Origin of the sequence: Mixta sp. (assembly GCF_024610815.1) — a bacterium.
Classification (GTDB): Bacteria; Pseudomonadota; Gammaproteobacteria; order Enterobacterales; family Enterobacteriaceae; genus Mixta; species Mixta calida.
On sequence record NZ_JANION010000024.1, the window covers coordinates 1 to 25,674 of the forward strand.

At 57.8% G+C, this 25,674-nt stretch carries 22 protein-coding genes and 1 tRNA gene; 9 read left to right on the forward strand and 14 right to left on the reverse strand.

Annotated features, from left to right (window positions below; all coding sequences use genetic code 11):
* Window positions 1-127 precede the first annotated feature (127 nt).
* Entirely contained in the window at window positions 128-1,672 is a 1,545-nt protein-coding gene (locus MYY08_RS01210) for a methyl-accepting chemotaxis protein (protein WP_288012621.1), read from the reverse strand.
* Window positions 1,673-1,902: 230 nt separating this feature from the next.
* Between MYY08_RS01210 and MYY08_RS01215 the strand changes: the two genes are divergently transcribed.
* From MYY08_RS01215 to MYY08_RS01230, 4 genes are all read left to right on the forward strand, one after another.
* Complete coding sequence (locus MYY08_RS01215; protein ID WP_084971226.1) at window positions 1,903-2,760, forward strand: AraC family transcriptional regulator; 858 nt, start codon at window positions 1,903-1,905, stop codon at window positions 2,758-2,760.
* A 38-nt stretch (window positions 2,761-2,798) separates the two neighbouring features.
* Complete coding sequence (locus MYY08_RS01220; protein WP_190296044.1) at window positions 2,799-3,206, forward strand: DUF2000 domain-containing protein; 408 nt, start codon at window positions 2,799-2,801, stop codon at window positions 3,204-3,206.
* Between the two features lie 193 nt (window positions 3,207-3,399).
* Entirely contained in the window at window positions 3,400-3,966 is a 567-nt protein-coding gene (locus MYY08_RS01225) for a TetR/AcrR family transcriptional regulator (protein ID WP_038625165.1), read from the forward strand.
* Entirely contained in the window at window positions 3,966-4,904 is a 939-nt protein-coding gene (locus tag MYY08_RS01230; protein WP_084971222.1) for a DMT family transporter, read from the forward strand. Before MYY08_RS01225 ends, MYY08_RS01230 begins: the two co-directional genes overlap by 1 nt.
* Here MYY08_RS01230 and cadR read toward each other — a convergent pair.
* Window positions 4,879-5,313 carry a Cd(II)/Pb(II)-responsive transcriptional regulator gene (gene cadR, locus MYY08_RS01235; RefSeq protein WP_038625169.1) on the reverse strand — a complete coding sequence of 145 codons (435 nt, stop codon included), beginning with the start codon at window positions 5,311-5,313 and terminating at the stop codon, window positions 4,879-4,881. The two genes, MYY08_RS01230 and cadR, sit on opposite strands and share 26 nt — an antisense overlap.
* A gap of 78 nt (window positions 5,314-5,391) precedes the next feature.
* Here cadR and MYY08_RS01240 point away from each other — a divergent pair, with 78 nt between their 5' ends.
* Window positions 5,392-7,608 carry a heavy metal translocating P-type ATPase gene (locus MYY08_RS01240; protein WP_502888443.1) on the forward strand — a complete coding sequence of 739 codons (2,217 nt, stop codon included), beginning with the start codon at window positions 5,392-5,394 and terminating at the stop codon, window positions 7,606-7,608.
* Between the two features lie 77 nt (window positions 7,609-7,685).
* On the opposite strand, the gene MYY08_RS01245 is transcribed toward MYY08_RS01240, so the two are convergent.
* From MYY08_RS01245 to MYY08_RS01260, 4 genes are all read right to left on the reverse strand, one after another.
* Window positions 7,686-8,546: a glycosyltransferase family 17 protein gene (locus MYY08_RS01245; protein WP_038625172.1), complete on the reverse strand. Its 861-nt coding sequence runs from the start codon at window positions 8,544-8,546 to the stop codon at window positions 7,686-7,688.
* A 406-nt stretch (window positions 8,547-8,952) separates the two neighbouring features.
* Window positions 8,953-9,029: transfer RNA gene (locus tag MYY08_RS01250), tRNA-Pro, on the reverse strand.
* A gap of 339 nt (window positions 9,030-9,368) precedes the next feature.
* Window positions 9,369-11,120, reverse strand: coding sequence for an LPS biosynthesis-modulating metalloenzyme YejM (yejM, locus tag MYY08_RS01255; protein WP_084970652.1), 1,752 nt, complete (start codon window positions 11,118-11,120; stop codon window positions 9,369-9,371).
* Between the two features lie 21 nt (window positions 11,121-11,141).
* On the reverse strand, window positions 11,142-11,369 hold the full coding sequence (locus tag MYY08_RS01260) for a YejL family protein (protein WP_038629936.1): 228 nt from the start codon (window positions 11,367-11,369) through the stop codon (window positions 11,142-11,144).
* A gap of 180 nt (window positions 11,370-11,549) precedes the next feature.
* Here MYY08_RS01260 and yejK point away from each other — a divergent pair, with 180 nt between their 5' ends.
* Window positions 11,550-12,554, forward strand: a complete 1,005-nt coding sequence (gene yejK / locus MYY08_RS01265) for a nucleoid-associated protein YejK (protein WP_038625174.1) — start codon at window positions 11,550-11,552, stop codon at window positions 12,552-12,554.
* 75 nt (window positions 12,555-12,629) lie between these two features.
* Here yejK and rplY read toward each other — a convergent pair whose 3' ends face one another.
* Together rplY and radD are read right to left on the reverse strand one after the other, a co-directional pair.
* Entirely contained in the window at window positions 12,630-12,914 is a 285-nt protein-coding gene (rplY, locus tag MYY08_RS01270) for a 50S ribosomal protein L25 (RefSeq protein ID WP_038625176.1), read from the reverse strand.
* 125 nt (window positions 12,915-13,039) lie between these two features.
* Window positions 13,040-14,794, reverse strand: coding sequence for a DNA repair helicase RadD (gene radD, locus MYY08_RS01275; protein ID WP_038625178.1), 1,755 nt, complete (start codon window positions 14,792-14,794; stop codon window positions 13,040-13,042).
* Window positions 14,795-14,953: 159 nt separating this feature from the next.
* Between radD and rsuA the strand changes: the two genes are divergently transcribed.
* From rsuA to MYY08_RS01290, 3 genes are all read left to right on the forward strand, one after another.
* Window positions 14,954-15,658 carry a 16S rRNA pseudouridine(516) synthase RsuA gene (gene rsuA / locus MYY08_RS01280; RefSeq protein ID WP_038625180.1) on the forward strand — a complete coding sequence of 235 codons (705 nt, stop codon included), beginning with the start codon at window positions 14,954-14,956 and terminating at the stop codon, window positions 15,656-15,658.
* Window positions 15,659-15,696: 38 nt separating this feature from the next.
* Entirely contained in the window at window positions 15,697-16,899 is a 1,203-nt protein-coding gene (locus tag MYY08_RS01285) for a Bcr/CflA family multidrug efflux MFS transporter (protein ID WP_038625182.1), read from the forward strand.
* 243 nt (window positions 16,900-17,142) lie between these two features.
* Window positions 17,143-17,484 carry a YejG family protein gene (locus tag MYY08_RS01290; RefSeq protein ID WP_288012628.1) on the forward strand — a complete coding sequence of 114 codons (342 nt, stop codon included), beginning with the start codon at window positions 17,143-17,145 and terminating at the stop codon, window positions 17,482-17,484.
* A gap of 147 nt (window positions 17,485-17,631) precedes the next feature.
* Here MYY08_RS01290 and yejF read toward each other — a convergent pair whose 3' ends face one another.
* The 6 genes from yejF to mepS form a co-directional block, all read right to left on the reverse strand.
* A complete protein-coding gene (gene yejF / locus MYY08_RS01295; protein ID WP_038625184.1) occupies window positions 17,632-19,227 on the reverse strand; it encodes a microcin C ABC transporter ATP-binding protein YejF in 1,596 nt (531 codons plus the stop codon).
* Window positions 19,228-19,231: 4 nt separating this feature from the next.
* Window positions 19,232-20,254 carry an ABC transporter permease gene (locus MYY08_RS01300; protein ID WP_288012630.1) on the reverse strand — a complete coding sequence of 341 codons (1,023 nt, stop codon included), beginning with the start codon at window positions 20,252-20,254 and terminating at the stop codon, window positions 19,232-19,234.
* A complete protein-coding gene (locus MYY08_RS01305; protein ID WP_038625187.1) occupies window positions 20,254-21,339 on the reverse strand; it encodes a microcin C ABC transporter permease YejB in 1,086 nt (361 codons plus the stop codon). Before MYY08_RS01305 ends, MYY08_RS01300 begins: the two co-directional genes overlap by 1 nt.
* A 9-nt stretch (window positions 21,340-21,348) precedes the next feature.
* Complete coding sequence (locus tag MYY08_RS01310) at window positions 21,349-23,154, reverse strand: extracellular solute-binding protein (RefSeq protein ID WP_288012632.1); 1,806 nt, start codon at window positions 23,152-23,154, stop codon at window positions 21,349-21,351.
* 49 nt (window positions 23,155-23,203) lie between these two features.
* Window positions 23,204-24,796: a cyclic di-3',5'-guanosine monophosphate phosphodiesterase PdeN gene (gene pdeN / locus MYY08_RS01315; RefSeq protein WP_190296038.1), complete on the reverse strand. Its 1,593-nt coding sequence runs from the start codon at window positions 24,794-24,796 to the stop codon at window positions 23,204-23,206.
* A gap of 223 nt (window positions 24,797-25,019) precedes the next feature.
* Window positions 25,020-25,592, reverse strand: coding sequence for a bifunctional murein DD-endopeptidase/murein LD-carboxypeptidase (mepS, locus tag MYY08_RS01320; protein WP_038625191.1), 573 nt, complete (start codon window positions 25,590-25,592; stop codon window positions 25,020-25,022).
* Window positions 25,593-25,674 lie beyond the last annotated feature (82 nt).

The window sequence follows — 25,674 nt, forward strand, 5'->3', positions numbered from 1 at the left end:
GAAATTTTGATGAATATAAAGTTTCATAAATAACAATATCGACGCAGAGAACATGATGACGCCTGCCGCGCCAGACGAAAAGCGCCAGCCCTGCGCGGCTTGCGCAGGGCTGGCGATGGGATGAGGCTTAAACGCGGAAGGTATCCACCATGCCGCGCAGCGCATGCACCTGCTCCGCCAGCGACTGCGACGCCGTGGTCGATTCTTCAACCAGCGCGGCGTTGCTCTGCGTGACGCCGTCCATTTGACCGACGGCCACGCTGATCTGGGAGATGCCCTGCATCTGCTCGTTGGAGGCCAGCGCGATTTCATCCATCGCGTTTGCCAGTTCGCTAACCCGGCTGACTACGCTCATAATGCTGGCCGCCGTTCCGTCTGCCACCGTGACGCCTTCATCCACCAGCACCACCGCCTCTTCGATCAGCCCTTTAATATCGCGGGCCGCCGTGGCGCTGCGCTGCGCCAGCGTACGCACTTCGCCGGCGACGACGGCAAAACCACGACCCTGTTCGCCAGCGCGTGCCGCTTCCACTGCGGCGTTCAGCGCCAGGATATTGGTCTGAAAAGCGATGCCCTCGATAGTGCCGGTAATTTCCCGCACCTTCGCTGCGCTGAGCGAGATGTCCGCCATGGTTTGGGTCATTTTACGCACGCTGTCTTCCCCGCCGCGCGCCAGAGCGGCGGCGTCGCGCGCCGAACCTGCCGTATGGCTGGCACCCGCCGTATTGCTTTTCACCGTCGCCGTCAGCTGCTCCATGCTGGCGGCGGTCTCCTGCAGCGCCGCCGCCTGCTGCTCCGTACGTGCTGACAGCTCGGTATTGCCGCGCGCGATTTCATCTGAAGCGAGCGAAACGGAGGCGGAAGCGTCTTTAATCTGCGTCACCATTTCGCTCAGGCGCGACTGCATACGCGATAGCGAGGCGAGCAGGCTGGTGGTGTCGCCCGGACGCAATGACATCGAAGAGGTAAGATCGCCGCCCGCGATGGCTGCCGCCAACGCCTGCGCCTGTGTCGGCTCGCCGCCAAGCTGGCGCATCAGCACCCGTACGGTCATAAAGCCCGTCACCGCCGCCAGCGCAATTGAGACGATAACCAGCACGCTGAGAAAAACAGAGATGCGTCTGATATCGGCGCTATTGTTGGCCACCGCGTTGCGCGAGTTCTGCATTTGCACGTTGGTCATGGCGTTCAGCGCGCCGAGCAGCTGATTTTGCGCCGGACGCGTGACGTTCATCAAATAGGTGGTCGTCTCCTCTTGCAGGTTTTGCAATCCAAGCCGTCCCGCTTTTTCATACGAGCTCAGCGCCGCATCTTCGCTGTCGAGCACCTTACGAAAGGCGGCGCGACCCTCAGGCACCGAATCAATCGCCATCATTTGCGTTAGCTGTTCACGGTTTTGAATATAGAGACGCTTCTGCTTTTCCAGGCGCTCCCATTCTGGCTGCATCGCTTTTGGATCGGTCAGCAGCGCCAGGTTGCGTACGGCGATCGCCATATCCCGGATGCTGCCCCGCATATCCAGGATCAGTTGATATTTTTTCATCTTAACGTTCACCGCATCGTCCATACCTTCCCGGGCATTATTCAGAGCATGCAGCGCCACGCCAGCACAAAGAACTAACAGTAAAACCAGCAGGCTAAATCCTGCAGCAAGTCGGGTTGATAATTTCATGAAAGTTTACCTGGGTGATTAACGAGCTTTTGTACTATCGGCCCGCGATAAAAAACATGGAGATATTTTCTTTACGTTTTTGTTAAATGAATGATTGTTGCAAAAAATTATTTTTTCCTTTACGACGCCGATAAGCGCCGCAGCAGTCATGAGAAAAAGCGGCGTTTTGTTATGCGTCACAATCCGTATACTGCGGTAATAGCGTCAGGTTCAGCCTGTGGGGGAGAGGAATGTCGATATCAACCGGCGACTGGGTGCATTTGCAGCGCGACAGCGAAACCGGCATCGAAAGCGTTCACGCCCATTTTTGCGGTCACGCCTACGATCCGCACGATCACGATGAGATGCTGGTCGGGGTGACGCAGAAAGGCCTGCAGCGTTTTAACTGCCATCGCACTCTGCATACCAGCAGCCCCGGACAGGTGATCCTGATTGAGCCGGGCGCGGTACATGACGGCCATGCGCCCGATCCCGAAGGCTTTACCTACAGCATGCTTTATCTGCCGCAGCGCTGGCTTTCCGCCGCGCTGGAGCGTCGTGGGCTGGGCGACATCTCTGTTTTGCAGGCGGCGTTTCGCCATACCCTGACTGAAGATCGCCTGCTGAATATGGCGATCCAGCAGGCGTTCAACGCCGTGCATAACGGCGAGGGCAGGCTGGCGCGCGATCAGGGCCTGGACCGGTTGATCGACCTGCTGTCGCGCCATCTCAACGCCGCATCTCCCGTTTTCACCGATAAGGCGACACATCAGATGTGCCGGGTCAGGGATTATTTGCATGACGCGATGGCGCAGGATATCGGGCTGGACGATCTGGCCCGCTATGCCGGCATCGACCGCTTTCGCCTGACGCGACAGTTTCAAAAAGCGTTCGGACAGTCGCCGCACGCGTATCTGGTCAGGCTGCGCCTGCGCAACGCCCGTGCCTTGCTGGCGCAGGGCATCCATCCCGCTCGCGTCGCCGCTCAGGTCGGCTTCGCCGATCAGAGCCATCTTGGTCGCTGGTTCCGGCGCGCCTACCGCATGACGCCCGCCGCCTATCAGCAGCACTGCACAAATGTTCTATACGGACGACGCCCTTTTTCCTGATGATGATCTCTATTGTTCACCGATGGAGATCCTGACGGATGTTTGATACCAAAGTAGCGCTGATTGTTCGTGATGACCTGGCCGTATGGCAGCGGCTGAACGTGGTGGCGTTCCTCGCCAGCGGCATTGCCGCCGCCGCGCCGGAGATGATGGGCGCGCCCTATATTGATGCAAAAGGCCACCGCTACGGCAATATGCTGGGGCAACCGATGCTGGTGTTCGCAGCGGATCTGGCCCAGTTGCAGAGCGCGCACCGTAAGGGGCTGGAGCGTGAGTTGACCCTGATTCCCTATGTGCAGGCGATGTTCTCCACCGGACACGACGAGGCCAATCGCCAGGCATTCCTGGCAGAGGATGCCGATAACCTGAATCTGGTCGGGCTGGCGCTGCGCGGCCCGAAGAAAGCGGTAGAGAAAGCGATAAAAGGGCTGACGCTGCACGGCTAAGCCCGGCGCCGCCTCTGGCGGAATGATTTTCTGGTTCGACACGAAGTATAACGCGCAGGCACTCCGCCTGCCGTTTACTATTCGATTTATATCCCGACAAGGCTCCTTTTTCAGGATGTTTTTCTGGCCGTTGCTTCTGATTGAGAAGTAGGTAGACTGGTCTGCCTACTTCCTCTGTGACAGGAAAACCAGGATGTCTACCGCCCAGGAAAAGCTGCTGAACGCGGCGCGCGTGCTGTTTTATGAACACGGCATTAACGCAACCGGCATCGACGCGATTATCAAACGCGCCGGCGTGGCGAAAAAAAGCCTGTATAACAACTTCGCGTCTAAAGATGAGCTGGTCGCGACGTATCTAACGCTGCGTCATCAGGAGTGGCTGGCGCTGTATGAGAAGCGGCTGCAAACCGCCAGCACGCCGCGCGAGAAAGTGCTGGCGGTGTTTAAAGCCTATGAGGATCACGCGGAATATGCCTATGAACATGGCTTTCGCGGCTGCGGCCTGTTGAACGCCGCGGCGGAACTGCCTGCCGCCGCGCCGGGCCGTCAGGCGGTGCGGCGTCATAAAGAGGAGGTGGAGGCGATTCTGCTCGGGCATCTCCTTACGCTGCTGGATGGGAACGCGGAGCGGGCTCGCCTGATGGCGCGCCACTTCGCTTTTTTGCTGGAAGGCAGCATTTCGCGCGCCGGACTGGAAGGCAACGGCGGCTGCGTAAGGCAGGCGGAGATGATGGCCGCGCAGATGATGGAGGCGTTGTGATGCTCGCTTCTGAACAGCGTCTGGCGGGCATCGCCGCCGTTTTTATCGCCTCGATTCTTTGGGGAACGACCGGCACGGCCGCTACTTTCGCGCCCGATCTCAGTTCCTTGGCGGTCGGCGCGGTGGCGATGGGCATCGGCGGTCTGTTGCAGGGGCTTATCGCCGTCGCCGCCATTGTGCGCCAGCGACGGCTGATCGCCCGCCAATGGCGCTATCTGCTGACCGGCGCCCTGGCGGTAGCGATTTATCCGCTCGCGTTTTACGCCTCAATGCGTCTGGCGGGCGTTACGGTCGGCACGGTGATCTCTATCGGCTCCGCGCCGCTGCTCTCCGCGCTGATCGAATATCGGCTGGACGGCTTGCGTCTGACAAAACAGTGGGCGAGCGGGGCGCTAATCGGGCTAATCGGCATGGCGCTGCTCTGCCTGGCGAAAAGTGGCGGCCACGGCGAGGCGGATCACGCCATTGTCGGCATGCTGCTGGGGCTGCTGGCGGGCTTTACCTATGCGCTCTACTCCTGGTCCGCACGACGACTGATGCAGCAGAAGATAGCGCCGCGCGCTGCGATGGGCGCGACGTTCGGCGCAGGCGGGATCCTGCTGATGCCGGTGCTGCTGTTTACCGGCGCGCCGCTGCTGACCGCATGGAATAACGCCGCCGTCGGCATCTATATGGCGCTGGTCCCGATGTTTATCGGCTATCTCTGCTACGGCTATGGGCTGGCGCGTATTCCGGCCAGCCTGGCCACTACCATTACGCTGCTGGAGCCGGTGGTAGCCGCGCTGCTGGCGGTGCTGCTGGTCGGCGAAAGGCTGTCGCTGAGCGGATGGACGGGCGTTGCCCTGATTGTCGGCTGTCTGATGGTGATTACGTTACCGGCGAAGCGGCTGCCCTTCGGCAAACGCGCGACGCTTACAAACCGCGCGTCAGCGAAGTGACCGCCTGCAGATCGTCCGTCTGTTCCAGTTCGTGCAGGATGCCGCAGTGTCGCGCCGCGCGCCCGGCGTGGCAGTGGCTTCCCAGCGCGGTTAGCTGCTGCTCCAGCGCGTTCAACTCGCGGATTTTTTCCTGCACATGATGCAGATGCCTGTCAATCAGCGCATTAACCGTGCCGCAGTCGGCGTCAGGTTGGCTGCGGGCTTGCAGTAGCACCCGAATCTCTTCGTGCGTCATATCCAGCGTTCTGCATCGACGTATAAACAGCAGCGTTTCCAGATGATGGCTGTCGTAATGACGATAGTTATTACTGCCGTCGCGCAGCGGAGCCGCTAATAAACCTTCCCGTTCATAGTAGCGCACCGTTTCCACCTTGCAGCCCGCCAGTCGGGCCAGTTCGCCGATCTTCATTCTCCACCTCGCTGACGCTTGACCCTGAAGTAACTACAGGGTTTCTAATAGCAGTATAGGCGAAAGGGAGGAAAAAAGATGAGTCATTGCTGTAATAAACCTAACTGCGACGGCACGTCGGGCAACCAGGACAAGGCGCGCTTTACCGCCTTTGAGCCGGTCGGAGATGCGACAGAGAGCACGCCGCGCGCCGACGCCAGCGCACCGGGAGGAGAGCAAACCCGCATCCGCATTATGCAGATGGACTGCCCGGTAGAAGAGGCGCTGATCCGCAAAAAACTGGGCGCAATGAAGAGCGTCAGCGGGATAGAGTTTAATCTGATGCAGCGCGTGTTGACGGTCTCATACGCGCCGGGCGCATTAGAGTCTGTGCTGAATGCAATTCGCGCGCTGGGTTTCGAACCTGAACCCCTTCATGATGGCGAACAGCCGACGACGGCTGAAACCCAAAGTCCGCGCTGGTGGCCGCTGGCGCTGGCCGGAGCGGCGGCGGCGGCCTCGGAGGCGCTGAGCTGGACAGGCGTGATGGAATGGGCGCAAGCGGCGCTGGCGCTGCTGGCCATCGCGCTGTGTGGCCTGCATACCTTTAAAAAAGGCTGGACCGCGATAATCAACGGCAACCTGAATATTAACGCATTAATGAGCATCGCCGTTACCGGCGCGCTGGTGCTTGGACAGTGGCCGGAAGCGGCGATGGTGATGGCACTGTTTACGCTGGCCGAGCTGCTGGAGGCGAAATCACTGGATCGCGCGCGCAACGCCATCGATTCTCTGATCCGGCTGACGCCGGAAACGGCCAGTATGTGGCAGCTGGATGGCAGCTGGCGCGACACGGAAGTGAAACAGGTAGTTCTGGACAGCCTGGTAAGAGCCAGGCCCGGCGAGCGCATCGGTCTGGATGGTGTGATTGTACGTGGGCGTACCACTGTCGACCAGGCGCCGGTCACCGGCGAGAGCCTGCCGGTGGAGAAGGGCGAGGGCGATACGGTATTTGCCGGTACCATCAACGGCGCGGGCGCGATTGAATATCGCGTAACGGCGGCGGCGAACAACAGCACACTGGCGCGTATTATCCGCGTTGTAGAGCAGGCGCAGGAGGCGAAAGCGCCGGTACAGCGCTTTGTCGATCGCTTCTCACGTATCTATACGCCGGCGGTCTGCGCCATGGCCGTAACGCTGGCGCTGCTGCCGCCGCTGTTTATGGGGGGCAGCTGGCAGGAGTGGATTTATAAAGCGCTGGTGATGCTGGTTATCGCCTGCCCCTGTGCGCTGGTGATCTCAACGCCGGTGACCATCGTCAGCGGCCTGACGGCCGCTGCGCGTCGCGGTATTTTGATCAAGGGCGGCATCTATCTGGAAGAGGGGAGGCGGTTGAAGTGGCTGGCGCTCGATAAAACCGGCACCCTGACCCACGGCAAGCCGCGTCAGACTGATATTCGCGTACTGGCCGCGCTTGACCCGGCGCGCTGTCAGGCGCTGGCGGTCAGCCTGGCCAGCTATTCCGATCATCCTGTGTCGCAGGCGCTGTTAGCTGCCGCGTCAGATAGCGCCAGATTACCCGTTAACAATTTTACCGCGCTGCCGGGGCGCGGCGTGCGCGGCGAGATAGACGGGAAAACCTATAGCTTAGGCAACCTGCGTCTGATTGAGGAGAGCGTTGGCTGCTCCGCCGCGACAAAGGCTGCCCTGAGCGCGCTGGAGCAGCAGGGGAAAACCAGCGTGATGCTCTGTGACGAAGAAAGCGTGCTGGCGCTGTTCGCGGTAGCGGACACGATTAAAGCGAGCAGCCGCGAGGCGATTGCGCAGCTGCATGCGCTGGGCGTTAAAACCGTTATGCTGACTGGCGATAATCGTTGGGCGGCGCAGGCAATTGGCGCCCAGCTCGCCATTGACAACGTGCAGAGTGAACAGTTGCCGGAGGATAAGCTACAGGCAGTGGAAAAACTCACCCTTCAGGGCGTAACCGGCATGGTAGGCGACGGCATTAATGATGCCCCGGCGCTGGCCCGCGCCACTGTCGGCTTCGCCATGGGTGCGATGGGAACGGACACGGCGATTGAAACCGCTGACGTGGCGCTAATGGATGACGATTTGCGTAAAATCCCACTTTTTATCCGTCTGGCAAGGCGTACTTATGCGGTGTTGATCCAGAATCTGACGCTGGCCATTGGTATTAAAGCGTTGTTTCTGGCGCTGACTTTAGCGGGAATAGGCACGCTGTGGATGGCGGTGTTCGCCGACGTCGGCGCCAGCCTGCTGGTCGTGGCGAACGGGCTGAGGTTGTTGCGTCAGTAGGGGAGGCGCTGCCTGTATAAGGGCAGCGCAGCGGATAATCATCAGGTGCTGCTAAAAGCTAATTCTAACTTCTGAAGCTAGTTCTGGCTTAACAGAATGAATTCTTTGTATTTTTCAGCGTTATCGACCAGGTAAGAAGGGAAACTCTCCTTGTTAAGGGGTTGTTTGATCATCTTACGATCGCGATTCCATATATCTTTCGCATTAGTTAATGCATCAATAATATGCTCTTTATTATTCAAATGTGGAAGGTCATACTCTGTATGAGATATTGTAGACATTTTTTCAGAGATACGTTCAGGTGTCATAATCCATGAAAAATGCCAGCCAGCATTGGAAATGATTTTTGTTCTATGCTTAATCCACATTTTTGATATGAAATTAAGATTCTTTTTATGCTTTTTAAAATTCCTGAAGGTTTCAGGTTCGCCAGAGAAGTAACGCTTAAGGTTCTTTAACGTTGTGGCTCGCGGGAGTTTGCATAAACGAGCAGTGCCATCAACATTGAAAACCTGTAAGTTAAATTGATAGTTATAGAAATCCATGTGAAAGATAGTGCAAATATTCCTGGTATCTATCTGTTTTATAACGTCAGGGCGGAAAATTTCATCAACATCCGAGACAAGGATAATATCGTCGTCATTTGCATGTTTAAGCCCTTGCATAATCGCGTTACGGGTGCATTCTTCGTTTTTCCATGCATCGTATTCGCCCGGTACATCTTTTTTTAATTTAGGTAATTCGTCATAAGTGACGTAAATGATTTTGTCGCTAAATTTTTCATATTTAGAAATGTCAAAATTAAGCGTTTTGGCCTTTCCCGTAAAGGTGTGCTTTGATTCGACAATGACGAATTTATCCACAACATCTGCAAGCGTATTCAGGCGAATATCAAGCAACATATCTTCGTCATAATATAAAAAACAATCGTAAATCATGTATATAATCCTTAAACGGTAATCCAGGTTGCACGCGTTTTCCTGCACGTAATGATATCTGTCTTAACGCGGGCTTTGTGCCTGTTTATATAACAAGCAAAAGCGCGGTGCCAGCTTGTTCTGAACAATACCCTGAACTGTTCAGCGGTCGCTATCATCAGAACGGCTCTGTCTGGCCTGTCTCAGGCGCCCCTGGCGGCCTTAAGATAACCTACGTTATTTAACCGACGTATCATTTTGTGTTGAGTGAATACCTTGACACTAATACTGCCGACGTTTTCAAATAATCTCTATAAAAACCCGGAATGGCAGAGATTAAACCCGGTGCATAATAAACGTTTGCTATGTGTATGAAAACGCAGACATAAAAAAACCAATCCGAAAGGATTGGTTTTTTAGGGAATTTTGGTCGGCACGAGAGGATTTGAACCTCCGACCCCTGACACCCCATGACAGTGCGCTACCAGGCTGCGCTACGTGCCGATATGTGGCCGTTATACTACCCGGAATCTTGCTAAAAGCAAGACGCTTTGCGTCTAACTGCTTTAATAATAATCAGTTAGTAGGGCTGACAGCGAAGCTTGCTATCCAGACGGTTGAAGCGACGGAGCGACAGCGATAATCCGCTCCGCTTGATGAGATAAAGAACGCCGCATCTGTTTTTACTGGAAGGGCTTTCCTGCAACCCCATGTCCAGCGAATTCATTTTCCGGCGCCGCCCGTGAAGCGGCGTGCAAAGTGAGTAACGTTGCCTCTATATAAAACAGACCCGCCTGGGCCGCAGGCGGGTCTGTAGGGCGAGCGTCGATGGGCGATACGCCATCAGTTAGCAATAAAACGTTTCTCTTCCGTCAGCACCTGCAACAGCAGCGCCAGCTGGGGCTTATGATCCTTTAGCAGCTGGCCTTCGCGGTTATAGGCCTTATAGCTGCCGTTCGCATCCAGCACCAGCGTAAGCTGCGGCGTGGTAATCACCAGCCGGTTGTTATCGGCGCTGGCGATCCAGTTATGACGACGCTGGGCGGTGAAAAGATCTTCGCCCTGCGAATATTCCGCTGGCGGCGTGCTGACGTGCAGCAAACGCTGCATCAGCGTGGTCATCACATCCTGATGGTCGGTCAGCTTGCTGATGGTTTGTGCTGGCGTATTCGGCCAGTGGATCAGCAACGGCACCTGCAACCCGGCGCGGCGGCCGTCATTATCTTTTCCGTTCAGCGCCACCGCCTGCTGGGCGGTAATCACCACCACGGTGTTCTCCAGCAGCCCTTTCTGTTCCAGCGTGTTCAGCACCTGGCCTATTTCGCCGTCGACCTCTTTGGCGTTGCGGCTGTAGCGCTGTGTCCGCTCTTTGCCGCGTTCGGGCAGATCGCGCAGTCCGCTATAGGAGACCCACGAGAACCACGGCGCATGACCTGACGGCAGCGAGCCAAGCCAACGCTGCCACTGCGCGGTGGTCTGACTGTTTGGCTGATCGCCAATCACCGGCAGCGAAAAGTCGGCCAGCAGCGCCTGGCGATAAAGCGGCGAACGGAAGCTGTCGGAGGCGAACAGACCGAACTGATAACCCTGCTGACTCAGCGAGGTGATCAGCGCGGAAGGGATGCGCGACGCCAGTACGCCGTCCATATAGCTCGGCGAGATGCCGTAAAACAGGCCGAACAGCCCGCTGTCGGGCGTATTGCCTGCGGTAAAGTGCTGGCTGAAGCGCACGTTGCTTTCGCCGAAGCGCGTCAGATTCGGCAGCGCTTTGGTCATGGTCGGCTCGTTCAGGCCATCCACGGTAATCACCAGCAGATTATGGCCCGCGCCGCCGTCGCGGAACGTGATATCGCTTAGCGGGTAGGCGACCGAGACCGCCTCTGGGTTGCCCTGCTGCACCAGACGACGCTGATACTCCTGCGCATCCAGCAGCCCGTGCTTCTCCAGAAACCGGCGCGCGGTCATCGGATAGGAGAGCGGCAGATTGGCGCGCTGCATCGTGATCGGTCGATAGAAATTGGCGTCCGCCCAGATATAGAGCAGATGGCTGGCGAAAAAGGCGCTGATAAACAGCGCGGCCAGCGGCTTGCCAAAGCTGCGTCGGTTCAGGCTGCGCAGTTTCTGCCAGCTCCAGGTGGCAAACAGCATTTGCACCAGGAAAATCGCCGGTACGCTGATAAACATCAGCTGCCAGTCGCGCGCCATTTCGCTTTGGTCGGGGTTGACCACCAGTTCCCACACCACGGGATTCAAATGCAGGTGGAAACGGTTGAACACCGCGCTGTCGACCAGCAGCAGCGTCAGCCCGGCGGTGGCGACAATGGCGGATAAAAAGCGCAGCAGACGCTGCGACATCACCACAAAGGTGAGGGGGAAGATCAGTAACAGATAGGCCGCAAAGACGATAAAGCTGAAGTGGCCGATCCAGCTGGTGAAGGCGTAGATACGCCCCGCCAGCGAACCGGGCCAGTCGGCCACCAACAGATAACGACTGCCCAGCAGGGCGGCAAAAATGATGTTAAACAACGCGAACCAGTGCCCCCAGCTAATCATCTGGGAGACTTTTTCACGGTAGCGTTGCCGATTGGTAACCATATTTGCGGTCAGATCATCACATTAATGGGCTTTATCTTCGCGTACTGAGGCCTGAAGCGCATCCGCGAAGGAACGGGCCAGCGCACGACGCTGAGCGGGCGCCACGCTGGTATTGATTAAATTGGTGACCATATTTCCCAGCACCATCAGGGAAAGATCGGTTGGCGCCTGGTTTTCTTCCAGCACCTGCACCAGCTGCGCGAGGATCTGCTCCACGCGTTCGTCACTGTAACGGGATGATTGTGGCATAACCTTAACTAATACGTATTGAAAAGGCGGTATCTTACCGTAAGCACGCCTTTTTTTCTGCACTTTTATCGTCAGCGCGGCGTTAAACTTCGGCAGGGAACGGCATTCGCGCATCCGCCGGTTGATCGCAACGGCGCGCGGTGTTTGAATACGCGCCTGAAGCTTAAAGGAGAGTCTACCATGAGTCTGGATATCGACCAGATCGCCCTGCATCAGTTGATCAAACGCGATGAGCAAACGCTGGAGCTGGTGCTGCGCGACAGCCTGCTGCCGACCACCCAGGCCGTGTCGGAACTGGTGGAGGAATTGCACCGGGTCTACAGCGCGAAAAGCAAAGCGTTCGGCCTGTTTAACGCCGAAAGCGAGCTGGCGCAAACGCTACGCGAATGCCGCGCCGGTGAGCAGGATTTCCTGGCGTTCAGCCGCGCCGCCACCGGCCGTCTGCGTGAGGAACTGGCGAAATACCCCTTTGCCGAAGGCGGCATCGTGCTGTTCTGCCACTATCGCTACCTGGCGGTGGAATATTTACTGATCGCAGTGCTGAGCAGCCAAAGCAGCATGCGCGTCAATGAGCAGCTCGATATCAGCAGCGTGCACTATCTGGACATCAACCATGCCGATATCGTGGCGCGCATCGATTTGACCGAGTGGGAAACCAACCCGGAATCGACGCGCTATCTGACCTTCCTGCGGGGCCGGGTAGGGCGTAAGGTCGCCGATTTCTTTATGGATTTCCTCGGCGCCAGCGTCGGGCTGGACACCAAGGCGCAGAACCGCGGGCTGTTGCAGGCGGTGGACGATTACTGCGCCGAGTCCGATCTGGATAAGGCGGAGCGGCAAAACTACCGTCAACAGGTCTACAGCTACTGCAATGAACAATTGCAGGCGGGCGAAGAGATCGCCATCGACGATCTGGCGCGCGAGCTGCCGCCGCTGGGCGAGAAGAATTTCCGCGAGTTCACTCAGGAGCAGGGCTATGAGCTGGAGGAGAGTTTCCCGGCGGACCGCAGCACCCTGCGCCAGCTGACCAAATTCGCCGGCAGCGGCGGCGGCCTGACTATCAACTTCGACGCCATGCTGCTGGGCGAGCGCATTTTCTGGGATCCGGTAACCGATACCCTGACGATCAAAGGCACGCCGCCGAATTTGCGCGATCAGCTTCAGCGTCGCACCAGCGGCAAATAAACGCCGCGCGTCGAAGCCCGGCGCGCAGACATAAAAAAACGCCGCGATTGCGGCGTTTTTTCATCGTTGTTGCGATTAAACGCGAACGAAGTCGATGTGATGCAGTTTCGGCTTGAACGGATGACGCTGTACCGCCTGCACTTTCACCTGAGTTTCTTTGCCATCGATGTCCAGAACCAGAACTTCATCATAGAAGCCAGGCTTCGCCTGCATGTTCATCACGTTGTCGTGGTCCAGTTCGATGGAAACAGCTGCTTCCTTGCCACCGTAAACGATAGCCGGGAATTTGTTAGCTGCGCGCAGGCGGCGGCTCGCACCCTTACCCTGCTCTTTACGTTCAGTTGCTTTGATAGTTAACATGGTAACTCTCTTTAAATAGATGATACTGCTACAGGCGACCCAGCAGCAGTCAGGATTGTTCAGCTCTTGTCAGACAAAAGCGCGCGGCATTATAGCCATCTTTACCTGTCGACGCAAACGCCCGCTCAACGCAGCTCGTTGGCGCGGCGATAGCGTCCCTGATAGTCGAACACCTTTTCGCGCACCTGCCAGAACTGGCCGCGGGCGCGCGCCACTACAAAATCGGGATGACGCAGCAGCGGCTGCAACGCCACCACGTCGTTGGCGGTCTGCCAGCCGAGCGGAACGCCGGGCGCGCGCTGATGCGGCCGCATAAACAGCTGTTCAAACGCGGTGCGCTGCGCCGGCGTCTGTAGACGAAAGCGCTCGCTGACGCTGGTGCCGTCCTCATCGTAATAGGTCGCCTTCAGCCACTCGCCTTTGTCGTCGCGGCCCGCCTCCAGCGTCATGCCGCCGCAGCGCAGCACCAGCGCGTCTTTTAGCTTCAGCGCCGCCTTCAGCATATCATCAGGATCGACCAGCACCGCGTCGCACTCATGGCAGCGGCGCGCGGCGATATCGTTTTCAGCGTTGCAGTGCGGGCAGCTTTTAAAGCGGAAGCGATAGTCGCACTGCTCGCGGTTGCCGTCGTCATCCTCCAGCACGCCCTGACAGCGGCGGCCAAAGTGTTCGATAATCATGCCGTCGGCGGTGGTTTTGCCCCAGAAGGTGTTGGCGAAGCCGCAGGCCGGGCAGAAAACCTGCACCGGTTCGTTGTCGCTCTTGCCTTTCGGCGCGCCCACCTCCGGCGTAAACAGATCGTGCGGGTTGCCGGCGTAGTCGAGGATCAGACAGTCGGTTTTGCCCTCGCTGAGACGCAGCCCGCGGCCGACGATCTGTTGATAAAGGCTGACCGACTCGGTAGGGCGCAGAATGGCGATCAGATCGACATGCGGCGCGTCGAAGCCGGTGGTCAGCACCGCCACGTTAACCAGATATTTGATCTGCTGCCGCTTAAAAGCGTCGATCAGCGCATCGCGCTCCGGGCCGGGTGTCTCAGCGCTGACCAGCGCCTTACCGTCCGGCAGCAGCGCCAGCACCTCTTTGGCGTGCTCTACGGTAGCGGCGAAAATCATTACCCCTTTGCGATCGGCGGCGAACTCGACGATCTGGCTGATAATGTGCGGCGTGATACGCTGCTGCTGCTTCAGCTCGCGGTTGAGGTCGGCTTCGGAAAACAGGCCGTTCGCCTGCGCGTTCAGGCGGCTGAAATCATACTGCACTACCGGCATATCAAGACGTTCCGGCGGCACCAGAAAGCCGTGCTTGATCATATAGCGCAGCGGCAGCTCATAGATGCAGTCGTGAAACAGCGCGCGCTCGTCGCCGCGCACCATGCCGTGATAGTGGAAACGATAGATCCAGCCTTTGCCGAGGCGGTAGGGCGTCGCGGTCAGGCCCAGCAGCCGCAGCTGAGGATTATGCAGGCGCAGATGCGTCAGTATCTGCTGATACTGGCTGTTCTCATCATCGCCGATGCGGTGGCACTCATCGACGATCAGCAGCGAAAAGGCGCTGTCAAACTGCGCCAGGTTGCGCGCCACCGACTGCACGCTGCCGAACACCACCTTGCTCTGGCTCTCTTTACGCGCCAGGCCGGCGGCGAAAATATCCGCCTCCAGCCCCAGCGCGCAATATTTGCCGTGGTTTTGCGCCACCAGCTCTTTAACGTGAGCCAGCACCAGCACGCGGCCTCGCGCCACGCGCGCCAGCTCGGCGATCACCAGGCTTTTACCGGCGCCGGTAGGCAGCACGATAACCGCAGGCTGTTGGGAACGGCGGAAGTGGTTGAGCGTGGCGGCAACCGCTTCCTGTTGATAAGGACGCAGGGTAAACGACATGGAGATAACGCATTCTGGAAACCGAACGCTATTATGCCATGAAAGCGGGTGAAACGGCATTTCACTCTGTCCGCTGTCGGCAACTCCCGGTATACTGGGCGCTTCTCTGCGCGCCAGGCGCGCATCTCTCCAGGTAAGACAACAGGCCTCACGAACGCAATGCGACTTGATAAATTTATCTCTCAACAACTGGAAGTCAGCCGGGCTATCGCCACGCGGGAACTGCGGGCGAAACGCGTAACGGTAGACGGCGAAATCGTGCGCGACGGTGCTTTTAAAGTGCAGCCGGAACACCAGGTCGAATACGATGGCAATTTGCTGCAGCTCCAGGTCGGGCCGCGATACTTTATGCTGAACAAGCCGCAGGGCTATGTCTGTTCCACCGACGATCCCGATCATCCGACCATTCTTTATTTTATTGAAGAGCCGACCGCGTGGAAGCTGCACGCCGCGGGTCGACTCGATATCGACACCACCGGACTGGTGCTGTTGACCGACGATGGCCAGTGGTCGCACCGCATCACTTCGCCGCGCCACCACTGCGATAAAACCTATCTGGTGACGCTGGAAGCGCCGCTGCGCGACGACACCGCACAGATTTTCGCCGAAGGGATACAGCTGCACGGCGAAAAAACGTTGACCAAACCGGCGGTGCTGGAAGCGTTAAGCGAGACTGAGGTGCGCCTGACCATCAGCGAAGGGCGTTATCACCAGGTGAAGCGCATGTTCGCCGCGGTGGGCAACCATGTGGTTGCGCTGCATCGCGAGCGTATCGGCGGCATTACGCTGGATGAGACGCTGGAGCCGGGCGAGTACCGTCCTCTGACCGAAGAAGAAATCGCCAGCATCGGCGCGCCGCGTTAATTGATCTGCCTGTGCGGGCCAAATGGAGAGTGTTGAGTGTGAAGAAGGATAAAAATTCATCCACGGGGCTGGTGATTATTCTCGGCCTGCTGGCGATGCTGATGCCGTTATCGATCGATATGTATCTGCCTGCGATGCCGCAGATCGCTAAAGAGTATGGCGTCAGCGCCGGCAGCGTGCAGATGACGCTCAGCGCCTATATTCTCGGTTTTGCCCTTGGCCAGCTGTTTTACGGCCCGCTGGCGGACAGCTTTGGCCGCAAGCCGGTGATCACCGTCGGCACGCTGATTTTTGCGCTGGCGGCGGCAGCCTGCGCTATGTCACAGAGCGTCGAGCAGCTGATCAATATGCGTTTCCTTCACGGCCTCTCCGCCGCGGCCGCCAGCGTGGTAATCAATGCGCTGATGCGCGACTCTTTTTCAAAAGAGGAGTTCTCGCGCATGATGTCGTTCGTCATGCTGGTCACCACTATCGCGCCGCTGCTGGCGCCGATTATCGGCGGCTGGCTGCTGGTGCTCTGGAGCTGGCACGCCATTTTCTGGACGCTATCGCTGGCGGCGCTGGCGGTCACCCTGATGGTCGCCACGCAGATCAAAGAAACCCTGCCGAAAGCGCAGCGGCAGCGTTTTCATCTGCGCACCACGCTGAAAAACTTCCTGTCCCTGTTCCGCCATAAGCGCGCCTTCAGCTATATGCTGGCCAGCGGCTTCTCATTCGCCGGACTGTTCTCTTTCCTCAATGCCGGGCCGTTTGTCTATATCGAAGTCAATCACGTCTCGCCGCAGCATTTCGGCTACTACTTTGCGCTGAACGTGGTGTTCCTGTTTATTATGACGCTGATTAACAGCCGCTCGGTGCGGCGCTTCGGGCCGCTGGCGATGTTCCGCTTCGGGCTGGTGATTCAGTTTGCGATGGGCATCTGGCTGCTGATCGTCAGTGCTTTCGGGCTGGGCTTTTTGCCGCTGGTGTTCGGCGTGGCGATGTTTATCGGCTGCGTGGCGATGGTCTCTTCCAATGCCATGGCGGTGATTCTGGATGAGTTTCCACATATCGCCGGCACCGCTTCATCGCTGGCGGGCACGCTGCGTTTCGGCGTCGGCGCGCTGGTGGGGGCGCTGCTCTCAATGGCGAACTTCACCAGCGCCTGGCCGATGGTGTGGTCCATCGCGCTGTGCGCTACCTGTTCGCTGCTGCTCTATTTTTACGCCAGCCGGACGCGCAAATCCTCAGCTGCCGCCTGATGGCTGTTCCCCCTGGCGCAACGGCCAATTGTTGATTATATGTGAAAGTAATCGCGTGTAAAAGTTACGGAAATGAAGCAAAAATGGTTGTGCGCCTTTCCTTAACGCGATACATATAGCAGCAAAATGAGAGATAACTCTCAAAATGCCGTAACGATAAATGCTCAACGTCTTCTGCGTCGCCCGGTAAAAAACCGGCCGCGCAGTAAGCACGGCGGGCATCAGATGCTCTGGGGATTGCATTTGAACACTCTACAGCTGTCGGTGGTACACCGTTTACCAGAAAGCTATCGCTGGGCTGCCGGTCTGACGGGCGGCGTAGTGGAGCCGCACGCGCTGAATACGCTGGCGGCGGAAGATGATTTGATCGGCCTGCGTTTGCTCAGCCATGACGGCGCGTCAGCCTGGGACATTATGCAGAAAATGCGCGCCATGCTGGCTGACATTCAGGTCGACTGCGCCGTGATAGAATGGCAGGGCGAACCCTGCCTGTTTGTGCAGCGCAGCGATGAGAGCGCTGCCACCGTGCGCCTGAAAAATCAGGGCGTGGCGATTGCGGAAACCTTTACCGCCCACGTTCGTTAAGAACGCGCGTATCGCCGTAAAACGCCGCGCCGGCCGCCGCGCGGCTATCACTTCTTTGCTCGTTGCGCCTCTGCGCCGTACGCAAGCCGGGCGTCTCGCGATGGCGAAACCTTCACCTGCGACGGATAGCGCGTCTTCCCGTCGCGCTCAGCTCAGGCTGTGCGTCAGCAGCAGGCGCGTATACGCCTGCTGCGGCGCGGCGAATACCGCCTCGCAATCTCCCTGTTCCACCACTTCGCCCTGACGCAGCACGATCACCTGGTGGCAGAGCGAGCGCACCACCTGCAAATCGTGGCTAATAAAAATCCAGGCGATACGATGTTCCCGCTGTAATTTTTTCAGCAGCGCCAGGATCTGCTTCTGCACGGATCGATCGAGCGATGAGGTCGGTTCATCCAGAATGACCAGCTCCGGCTGCAGGATCAGGGCGCGGGCAATAGCGATACGCTGCCGCTGTCCGCCGGAAAACTCCGCCGGATAGCGATGGCGCGTCTCAGGATCGAGCCCCACTTCGCGCATCGCGTTAATTACCTGTTCCTCGCGCTGCTGCGGCGTCAGCGTCGGGCGATGCACGCGCAGCCCTTCTTCAATAATCTGCACCACGTTAAGACGTGGATTCAGCGACGAGTTAGGGTCCTGAAAGACCACCTGCAGCCGCGGCCGCCAGGGCAGCATCTGTCGGCGGCTGAGGTTTTGCAGCGGCTGACCGGCGAACAGAATCTCCCCCTGCGAGGCGATAAGCCGTAGCAGCGCCAGCCCGGTGGTGCTTTTGCCGGAGCCTGATTCGCCGACCAGCCCCAGGCTTTCGCCGGGGCGCAGGCTGAAGCTGAGATTTTTCAACGCGTGATGCTGATGCGTCACCCGGCGCAGCAGCCCGCGCCTGACGGCAAAGGCGACCTGTAGTCCGTTTACCTGTAGCAGCGCAGGCTGGCTGAGATCGACTGGATCGGGGCGTCCCTCCGGTTCCGCGTCGATCAGCTGGCGCGTATAGGAATGCTGCGGCGCGCTAAACAGGGTGTCGCAGCGGTTATGCTCGACGATTTTGCCGTTCTGCATCACGCTGACGCTGTCAGCCAGCTGGCGGACGATAGTAAAGTTATGGGTAATAAACAGCAGGCCCATATTCAGTTCCTGCTTCAGCTCCTTGAGCAGCGTCAGGATCTGCGCCTGTACCGTCACGTCCAGCGCCGTCGTCGGCTCATCGGCAATCAGCAGTTCCGGCTGGGTCAGCAGCGCCATGGCGATCATCACGCGCTGACGCTCGCCGCCGGAAAGCTGATGCGGATAGTCGGCAAGGCGGCCGCGGGCGTTACGGATGCCGACCCGATCGAGACAGCTCAGCATTTCGGCGCGCGCCGCCTCGCGCCGCATGCCGCGATGCAGCGACAGCACCTCGTACAGCTGTTTCTCCAGCGTGTGCAGCGGATTCAGCGAGACCATCGGCTCCTGGAAAATCATCGCGATGCGGTTGCCGCGCAGACGTTGCAGGGCGCGCTCATCGGCGCGCAGCAGATCCTGTCCGGCGAACAGGATTTCGCCCTGCGGCCAGGTGACCGGCGGCGAAGGCAGCAGGCGCATCACGGAAAGGGCGGTCACGCTTTTGCCCGATCCCGATTCGCCCACCAGCGCCAGGGTTTCGCCCGCCTCGACGGAGAGTGAAATATCGTCGACCACGCGGCGTTCGGTTGCGCCGTGACGAAAGGCGATGCTGAGATGATTGATGCTGAGCAGGGGAGAGGTCATAGAGTTATACCTTCGCGGGATCGAACGCGTCGCGCACCGCTTCGCCGATAAAAATCAGCAGCGACAGTAAAATGGCCAGGGTGAAAAATCCCGCCAGGCCGAGCCATGGCGCCTGCAGATTGTTTTTCCCCTGCAGCAGCAGCTCCCCGAGCGACGGCGAGCCGAGCGGCAGGCCGAAGCCGAGGAAATCGAGCGAGGTCAGCGTGGTGATCGAACCGCAGAGAATAAAGGGCAGCCAGGTGAGCGTCGCCACCATCGCATTCGGCAGCATATGGCGCAGCATAATGCGGCTATCGCTGACGCCGAGCGCCATGGCCGCGCGGATATAGTCAAAGTTGCGCGTGCGCAGGAACTCGGCGCGCACGACGCCCACCAGACTCATCCAGCCGAACGCCACGGTGATCGCCAGCAGCCACCAGAAACCCGGCTGTATCACGCTGGAGAGCAGAATAATCAGAAACAGCGTCGGCATGCCTGACCAGATCTCAATAAAGCGCTGGCCGAACAGATCCACCTTACCGCCGAAGTAGCCCTGCACCGCACCGACGGTTACGCCGATTACGCTGGAGATCAGCGTCAGCATCAGGCCGAACAGCAGTGAGATGCGCGTGCCGTACAGAATGCGCGCCAGCACGTCGCCGCCGTTGGCGTCGGTGCCGAGCCAGTTCTGCGCCGAAGGCGGCGAAGGGAAGGGCACTTTTGTAGCAAAGTTAATGGTGTTGGCGCCGAAGCGGATCGGCGCCCACAGCGCCCAGCCATCCTGCGCCAGCCGCTGTTGCAGCCAGGGGTCCTGATAGTCGGCGGAGGTGGCGAACGGGCCGCCGAAGTCGCTTTCGGTATAGTCGAACAGCAGTGGGGCGTACCAGCGATGTTGATAATGCACCAGCAGCGGCTTATCGTTCGCCAGCAGTTCGGCGCACAGGCTCAGCACGAAAATCAGCGCGAACAGCCACAGCGACCAGTAGCCGCGACGGTTCTGCCGGAAGCGCTGCCAGCGCGCCTGGTTGACCGGATTTAAACGGCTCATCAGCGTCCCTCGAAATCGATGCGGGGATCGACCAGCGTATAGGTGATATCGCTCAGGATATTCAACAGCAGGCCGATCAGCGTAAAGATATACAGCGTGCCGAACATCACCGGATAGTCGCGCTGGATGGTGGCTTCATAGCCGAGCAGCCCCAGGCCGTTCAGCGAAAACATCACCTCAATCAGCAGCGAGCCGGTGAAAAACATGCTGATAAAGGTGGCCGGAAAGCCGGCGATCACTAACAGCATGGCGTTGCGGAAGACGTGGCGGTAAAGCACCTTTTTCTCATCGAGCCCTTTGGCGCGCGCGGTCACCACGTACTGCTTGCGGATCTCGTCGAGAAACGAATTTTTCGTCAGCATGGTCAGGGTAGCGAAGCCGCCGATCACCGTCGCCAGCACCGGCAGCGTAATGTGCCAAAAATAGTCGCCGATTTTCGCATACCACGGTAGCTGGTCGAACTGCGGCGACGTCAGGCCGCGCAGCGGGAACCAGTCGAAATAGCTGCCGCCGGAAAACAGGACGATCAGCATAATGGCGAACAGAAAGGCGGGGATCGCGTAGCCGATGATAATCAGCGTGCTGCTCCAGATATCGAAGGCGCTGCCGTTACGCACCGCCTTTTTAATGCCCAGCGGGATCGACACCAGATAAATAATCAGCGTACTCCACAACCCCAGCGAGACGGAAACCGGCAGACTGTCTTTGATCATCTGCACCACCGAAGCGCTGCGGAACAGGCTGTCGCCGAAATCGAAGCGCACGTAGTTCCACAGCAGCGTGAAATAGCGTTCATGCAATGGCTTATCGAAGCCGTAGCGTTTGGTTATCTCCGCTACCACTTCGGGGTCCAGCCCGCGTGAGCCGCGATACTGATTATCGCCCGGCGAACTGTTCAACATCGCGCGGCTGCTGGCGTTTTCTCCGCCTCCGGGCAGGCCGCTGGTCTGCCCAAACTGCGCGTTGGCCAGCGCCTGCTCGACCGGGCCGCCAGGCGCGATTTGCACGATAAAAAAGTTCAGCGTAATGATCGCCCACAGCGTCGGCACAATCAGCAGCAGACGACGGATTAGATAAGCGCCCAATCCCACTCCTTAACGCCGTTGGGCCGGCAATTTTGCGGCTTTATTAACATCGTACCACCAGTTATCCAGCCCTACGGAATAGGCAGGCGTGACCGCAGGTTGCGAAAATTTATTCCACCAGGCGTAGCGATCTTCCGCGCTATACCACATCGGAATCATATAGTTGTTCCATAACAGCACCCGATCCAGCGCGCGTCCTAACGGCAGCAGCGCCTTTTTATTGCCCTGGTGCGCCAGAATGCGATCGATCAACGCATCCAGTACCGGATTTTTCACCCGCGCCTGGTTCCAGGTAGAGTCGATAAACTGCGACTGCCACATCTGGCTTAGTCCGCTGTTTGGCCAGGGCATGGCATAATAGACCGTCGAGGTCATATCATAATCGCCCCGGCGCAGGCGTCGCAAATATTGCGAACTGTCGACCTGGCGAATCTCCATGATAATGCCCAGCCGCTTCAGGCTGTGCTGAAACGGCAGCGTCCAGCTGATGTTGCCGCCGCTTTTCACCAGCAGTTCAAACCGAAACGGCTGGCCTGCGGCGTTGACCAGTTGACGGTTTTTCAGCCGCCAGCCAGCCTCTTCCAGCAGCTTCATCGCGCGTAGCAGGTTGGCGCGGTCGTAGCCGCTGCCGTCGCTGACCGGCGATTGAAAGCGCTGGCTGAATACCTCGTCGGGGATTTTGCCTTTATAAGGCGCCAGGATTTCCAGTTCGGCGGCGTCAGGGTAGCCGTGCGCCGCATACTCGGTGTTCTGGAAATAGCTGCTGGTGCGCTGGTATGCGTGATAAAACAGCGCTTTATTCATCCATTCGAAATCAAACGCCAGCGTCAGCGCCTGACGGACGCGGCGGTCCTGAAACAGCGGTTTTTCATTGTTAAACGCCAGCCAGGCGGCGTCGGTGGTCACCTGATTCGGACGCGGCGCTTTCACGATCTGCTGCTTATCGAAGCTGTCGCCGCGATACTGCGTCGCCCAGTTTTTTGCCGAGCCTTCAGCGCGAAAATCGTAAGCGCCCGCTTTAAACGCCTCGAAAGCGACATTGTCGTCCAGGTAGTAGTCATAGCGGATAGTGTCAAAATTGAAGCGTCCTTTATTAACCGGTAAATCGGCCGCCCAGTAGTCCTTTACGCGCGAATAGACAATATATTGCCCGACCTTATAAGAGGTAATGCGGTAAGGGCCGCTGGAGAGCGGCGGATAGCCCAGCGGCTCGTTGAATTTATGCTGGCGCCAGAACGCTTCCGACAGCACCGGCAAAGTAAACAGACCCAGCATCATGCTGCGATCCGCTTTTGGCAGTTCGATGCGCACCGTCAGCCGGGAGAGCGCTTTGACCGTTGTGCCTTTATAGAACACGCGGAACGAAGGCACCCCTTCGGTCATAAATTTTTCAAAGGTAAAGGCGACATCCTGCGCCGTGATCGGCGTGCCGTTTTGAAAACGCGCACGCGGATTAAGCGTGATTTCCGCCCATTTGAAATCGGCGGGATAGCGGGCATATTCCGCAATCAGCGGATAGTAGCTGCCGATCTCATCTTCGGATGCGGTAAACAGCGAGTCGTACAGCGCATCGGTGCGTATGCCGGGATAACCGCGCGAGGCGTAGCGGTTGAAGTTATCATAATTACCGATCACCGCCAGGGTAATCTTGCCGCCTTTCGGCGCCGCCGGGTTAACGTAGTCAAAATGAGTGAAGTTGACATCATATTTAGGCTTCCCCAGCTCGGCGAAGGCATAACTTTCACGAATGATATCTGCCTGCGCGTTCAGCGCCGTGCTGCAAAACAGGATCAGTATCAACAGACGAAGTAACATCAGGTCAGTAAACTCCCGCATTAATAGGCGACGCCCATCGGCGTGCTGGTCAGTCATTTTCGGGCTGCGCCATCAGTAAGTGCGCCTGGCGCTTTTGCAGCCAGGCGATCAGTTCATCGGGCAGCAGCGGGCGGCTGAAAAGATAGCCCTGCATATGCGTGACGCCGCGCTTCAGCAGCCAGGCGGCCTGTTCTTCGGTCTCCACCCCTTCGGCCACCGTTTTCAGATTCAACTTGCGCGCCAGGTTCAGCACCACGTCCAGCACTGGCGAGGTCACGGTTTCCATACCGATGCTTTGGATAAAGCCGCGATCGATCTTTAAATAATCAAAGCAGAATTTTTCCAGATAGATAAGCGCGCTGTGGCCGGTGCCGAAATCGTCAATCGCAATGGCGATCTGCTGCGCGCGCAGCCAGTCAAACATCTCCGCCGCGTTTTTTTCAGAGACCATGGTGCGCTCGGTGATCTCAAACACGTAGTCGAAATGGGCGGTCGGCATCGTTGCTATCCACGCATCCACATCCTGCCTGAAGCTGTCGGCGGCCAGATGGCCAGGCGCGATATTCAGACCCAGCGTAACGCCCGACGGCAGATGAGGGCAGAGCAGACGCGCGTCGCGCGCCACCAGCGTAAACAGATGGCGCGTCAGCGGCACAATCATATTCTGGCTTTCGGCGTAGCTGATAAACGCGTCCGGCGGAATGGGCCCGGTGAGGGGATGCGTCCAGCGCAGCAGCGCCTCCAGCCCGTAAACGCGGCCGGATACGGCTTCGATCAAAGGTTGATAAACCACATGAAATTCATTGCGCTTGATGGCCGCCAGGATTTCTTTTCCGGGACGCAGGCGCAGGGAAAAAATCAGCCAGCAGCCGGAAGCCACCGCCACCGCCAGCAACAGCCCCGCCAGCAGGGCCATGGCCATATCCATCATCGGCAAATTGCTGCCGTACAGGTAGAAAGTTAAGGGATAACCTGGCAGGGTGAACTGGCGCAGCGGCGCGGTTGGCAGCGCCGCGCGCGGGATAAGGTGATTATTCCAGGTCAACAGCGCCAGGTTGCCTGCCGCTATCGCCAGACCGTCAATACCATGCTGACGCGCCGCCAGCATCAGCAGAGGGGTCATATTCAAATCGAGCGTGGTCAGCACCCCTTGATGACTATGCGTTGGGTGCGCCAGCCACAGCAGAAGGGCGGGCCTGTGCGGAATTTTAGGCGTGCCGGCGACCAGCCTGACGTCGCGGCTGCGGGAAAGCATCAGCGATGGGGAAAATGTGTGCGCCGGCAGTAAAAAGGCGCCGGTGGCCGATGAACACCATACATTGCCCGCACGCACCAGCAGAATCGAGCGAACGCCGGCGGTAAAGGCGGCGCGTGACGAGAGTTCGCCGCTGGCCTGCTGGCAATTGCCATCAGTATAGGGCAGCAGCGGCAGCAGGCTTTTTTCGAGATTATCGAATAATGCATAAATATAGGCTTTGCCGGCATTAGCCAGCCTGTCATGCTGCTGCGCACGCTTATGATGAATAATAAATAGCGCAACGGCACTAAATATCATGAAAAAAACGAAGCCTGTAATGGCGCTGAGTCCGGCTATCCTGCGCGGGTGAACTGCATGGCGCTTTATAACTCTGGATAACGGCATTGGGCATCGTCTCTCGCTTTGGCCTGTTCTTATGGTGAGATTTAGTACAGCCGGGCTCTGATAATAAACGTGGAGAATATAACGAGTGGGGACCTGATGTCTTGTTATTCCTGATGACGTGTCAGGCAAAACATTTTTCGAATGTGGAAATAACGGGCGAAAAAAACGCTGCCGTGGCAGCGTTTTTAATTGCTCATTAATATTAAATGACTTCAGGGATAAATTAACTTTGCGTTCGGCTCAATACGCGCCGTGCTTCCCGATAACGGTTTTTCCAGTAGGCGTCATTCAGGCTGGAAATCATGACGCCGCTGCTGGTTGATGCATGGACAAAATTATCGTTGCCCAGATAAATACCTACGTGACGACCGGTAGAGCCGGCGCGAAACAGGACCAAATCGCCGGGACGCAGCTTGCTGCGTGAAACCTGACGTCCGGTATCTTTTTGTTCCCATGTGGATCGCGGCAGATCGAGACCAAACTGCTCACGAAAAGTTACCTGAACAAAGGCGGAGCAATCGATGCCGCGTTTGGTGGTGCCGCCAAGACGATAACGCACGCCTTTCCAGTCGGCATATTGTTCCAGAATGCGCGATTTAATATCGACATTCTGCACCATTTGTTCAAATTCATCCTGAGACGCTTGAAGTAAAAAACCATTGTGGTTATTAACTGCATGGGTCTCAGTTTGCGCATTCTGTCTGTGATGACCACTACATGCTGAGAGTAACGTCGCCAGCGCGACAGCAGGGATTGCCCGCAAGATATATCTCAGAAACGGTTGAGATTTGACCATTATGTTTATTATCCCTTGAAGTCCTTACGACCTGAGGTCGCTGATTAATGAGCAAAACGGCATGAGATTAATTAGTGCAAAG

Bases quoted from the DNA above. Each gene is read 5' to 3' on its own strand.
- MYY08_RS01210 (WP_288012621.1), bottom strand. From the start codon at position 1,672: ATGAAATTATCAACCCGACTTGCTGCAGGATTTAGCCTGCTGGTTTTA.
- MYY08_RS01215 (WP_084971226.1), top strand. From the start codon at position 1,903: ATGTCGATATCAACCGGCGACTGGGTGCATTTGCAGCGCGACAGCGAA.
- MYY08_RS01220 (WP_190296044.1), top strand. From the start codon at position 2,799: ATGTTTGATACCAAAGTAGCGCTGATTGTTCGTGATGACCTGGCCGTA.
- MYY08_RS01225 (WP_038625165.1), top strand. From the start codon at position 3,400: ATGTCTACCGCCCAGGAAAAGCTGCTGAACGCGGCGCGCGTGCTGTTT.
- MYY08_RS01230 (WP_084971222.1), top strand. From the start codon at position 3,966: ATGCTCGCTTCTGAACAGCGTCTGGCGGGCATCGCCGCCGTTTTTATC.
- cadR (WP_038625169.1), bottom strand. From the start codon at position 5,313: ATGAAGATCGGCGAACTGGCCCGACTGGCGGGCTGCAAGGTGGAAACG.
- MYY08_RS01240 (WP_502888443.1), top strand. From the start codon at position 5,392: ATGAGTCATTGCTGTAATAAACCTAACTGCGACGGCACGTCGGGCAAC.
- MYY08_RS01245 (WP_038625172.1), bottom strand. From the start codon at position 8,546: ATGATTTACGATTGTTTTTTATATTATGACGAAGATATGTTGCTTGAT.
- yejM (WP_084970652.1), bottom strand. From the start codon at position 11,120: ATGGTTACCAATCGGCAACGCTACCGTGAAAAAGTCTCCCAGATGATT.
- MYY08_RS01260 (WP_038629936.1), bottom strand. From the start codon at position 11,369: ATGCCACAATCATCCCGTTACAGTGACGAACGCGTGGAGCAGATCCTC.
- yejK (WP_038625174.1), top strand. From the start codon at position 11,550: ATGAGTCTGGATATCGACCAGATCGCCCTGCATCAGTTGATCAAACGC.
- rplY (WP_038625176.1), bottom strand. From the start codon at position 12,914: ATGTTAACTATCAAAGCAACTGAACGTAAAGAGCAGGGTAAGGGTGCG.
- radD (WP_038625178.1), bottom strand. From the start codon at position 14,794: ATGTCGTTTACCCTGCGTCCTTATCAACAGGAAGCGGTTGCCGCCACG.
- rsuA (WP_038625180.1), top strand. From the start codon at position 14,954: ATGCGACTTGATAAATTTATCTCTCAACAACTGGAAGTCAGCCGGGCT.
- yejF (WP_038625184.1), bottom strand. From the start codon at position 19,227: ATGACCTCTCCCCTGCTCAGCATCAATCATCTCAGCATCGCCTTTCGT.
- MYY08_RS01300 (WP_288012630.1), bottom strand. From the start codon at position 20,254: ATGAGCCGTTTAAATCCGGTCAACCAGGCGCGCTGGCAGCGCTTCCGG.
- MYY08_RS01310 (WP_288012632.1), bottom strand. From the start codon at position 23,154: ATGTTACTTCGTCTGTTGATACTGATCCTGTTTTGCAGCACGGCGCTG.
- pdeN (WP_190296038.1), bottom strand. From the start codon at position 24,796: ATGCCGTTATCCAGAGTTATAAAGCGCCATGCAGTTCACCCGCGCAGG.
- mepS (WP_038625191.1), bottom strand. From the start codon at position 25,592: ATGGTCAAATCTCAACCGTTTCTGAGATATATCTTGCGGGCAATCCCT.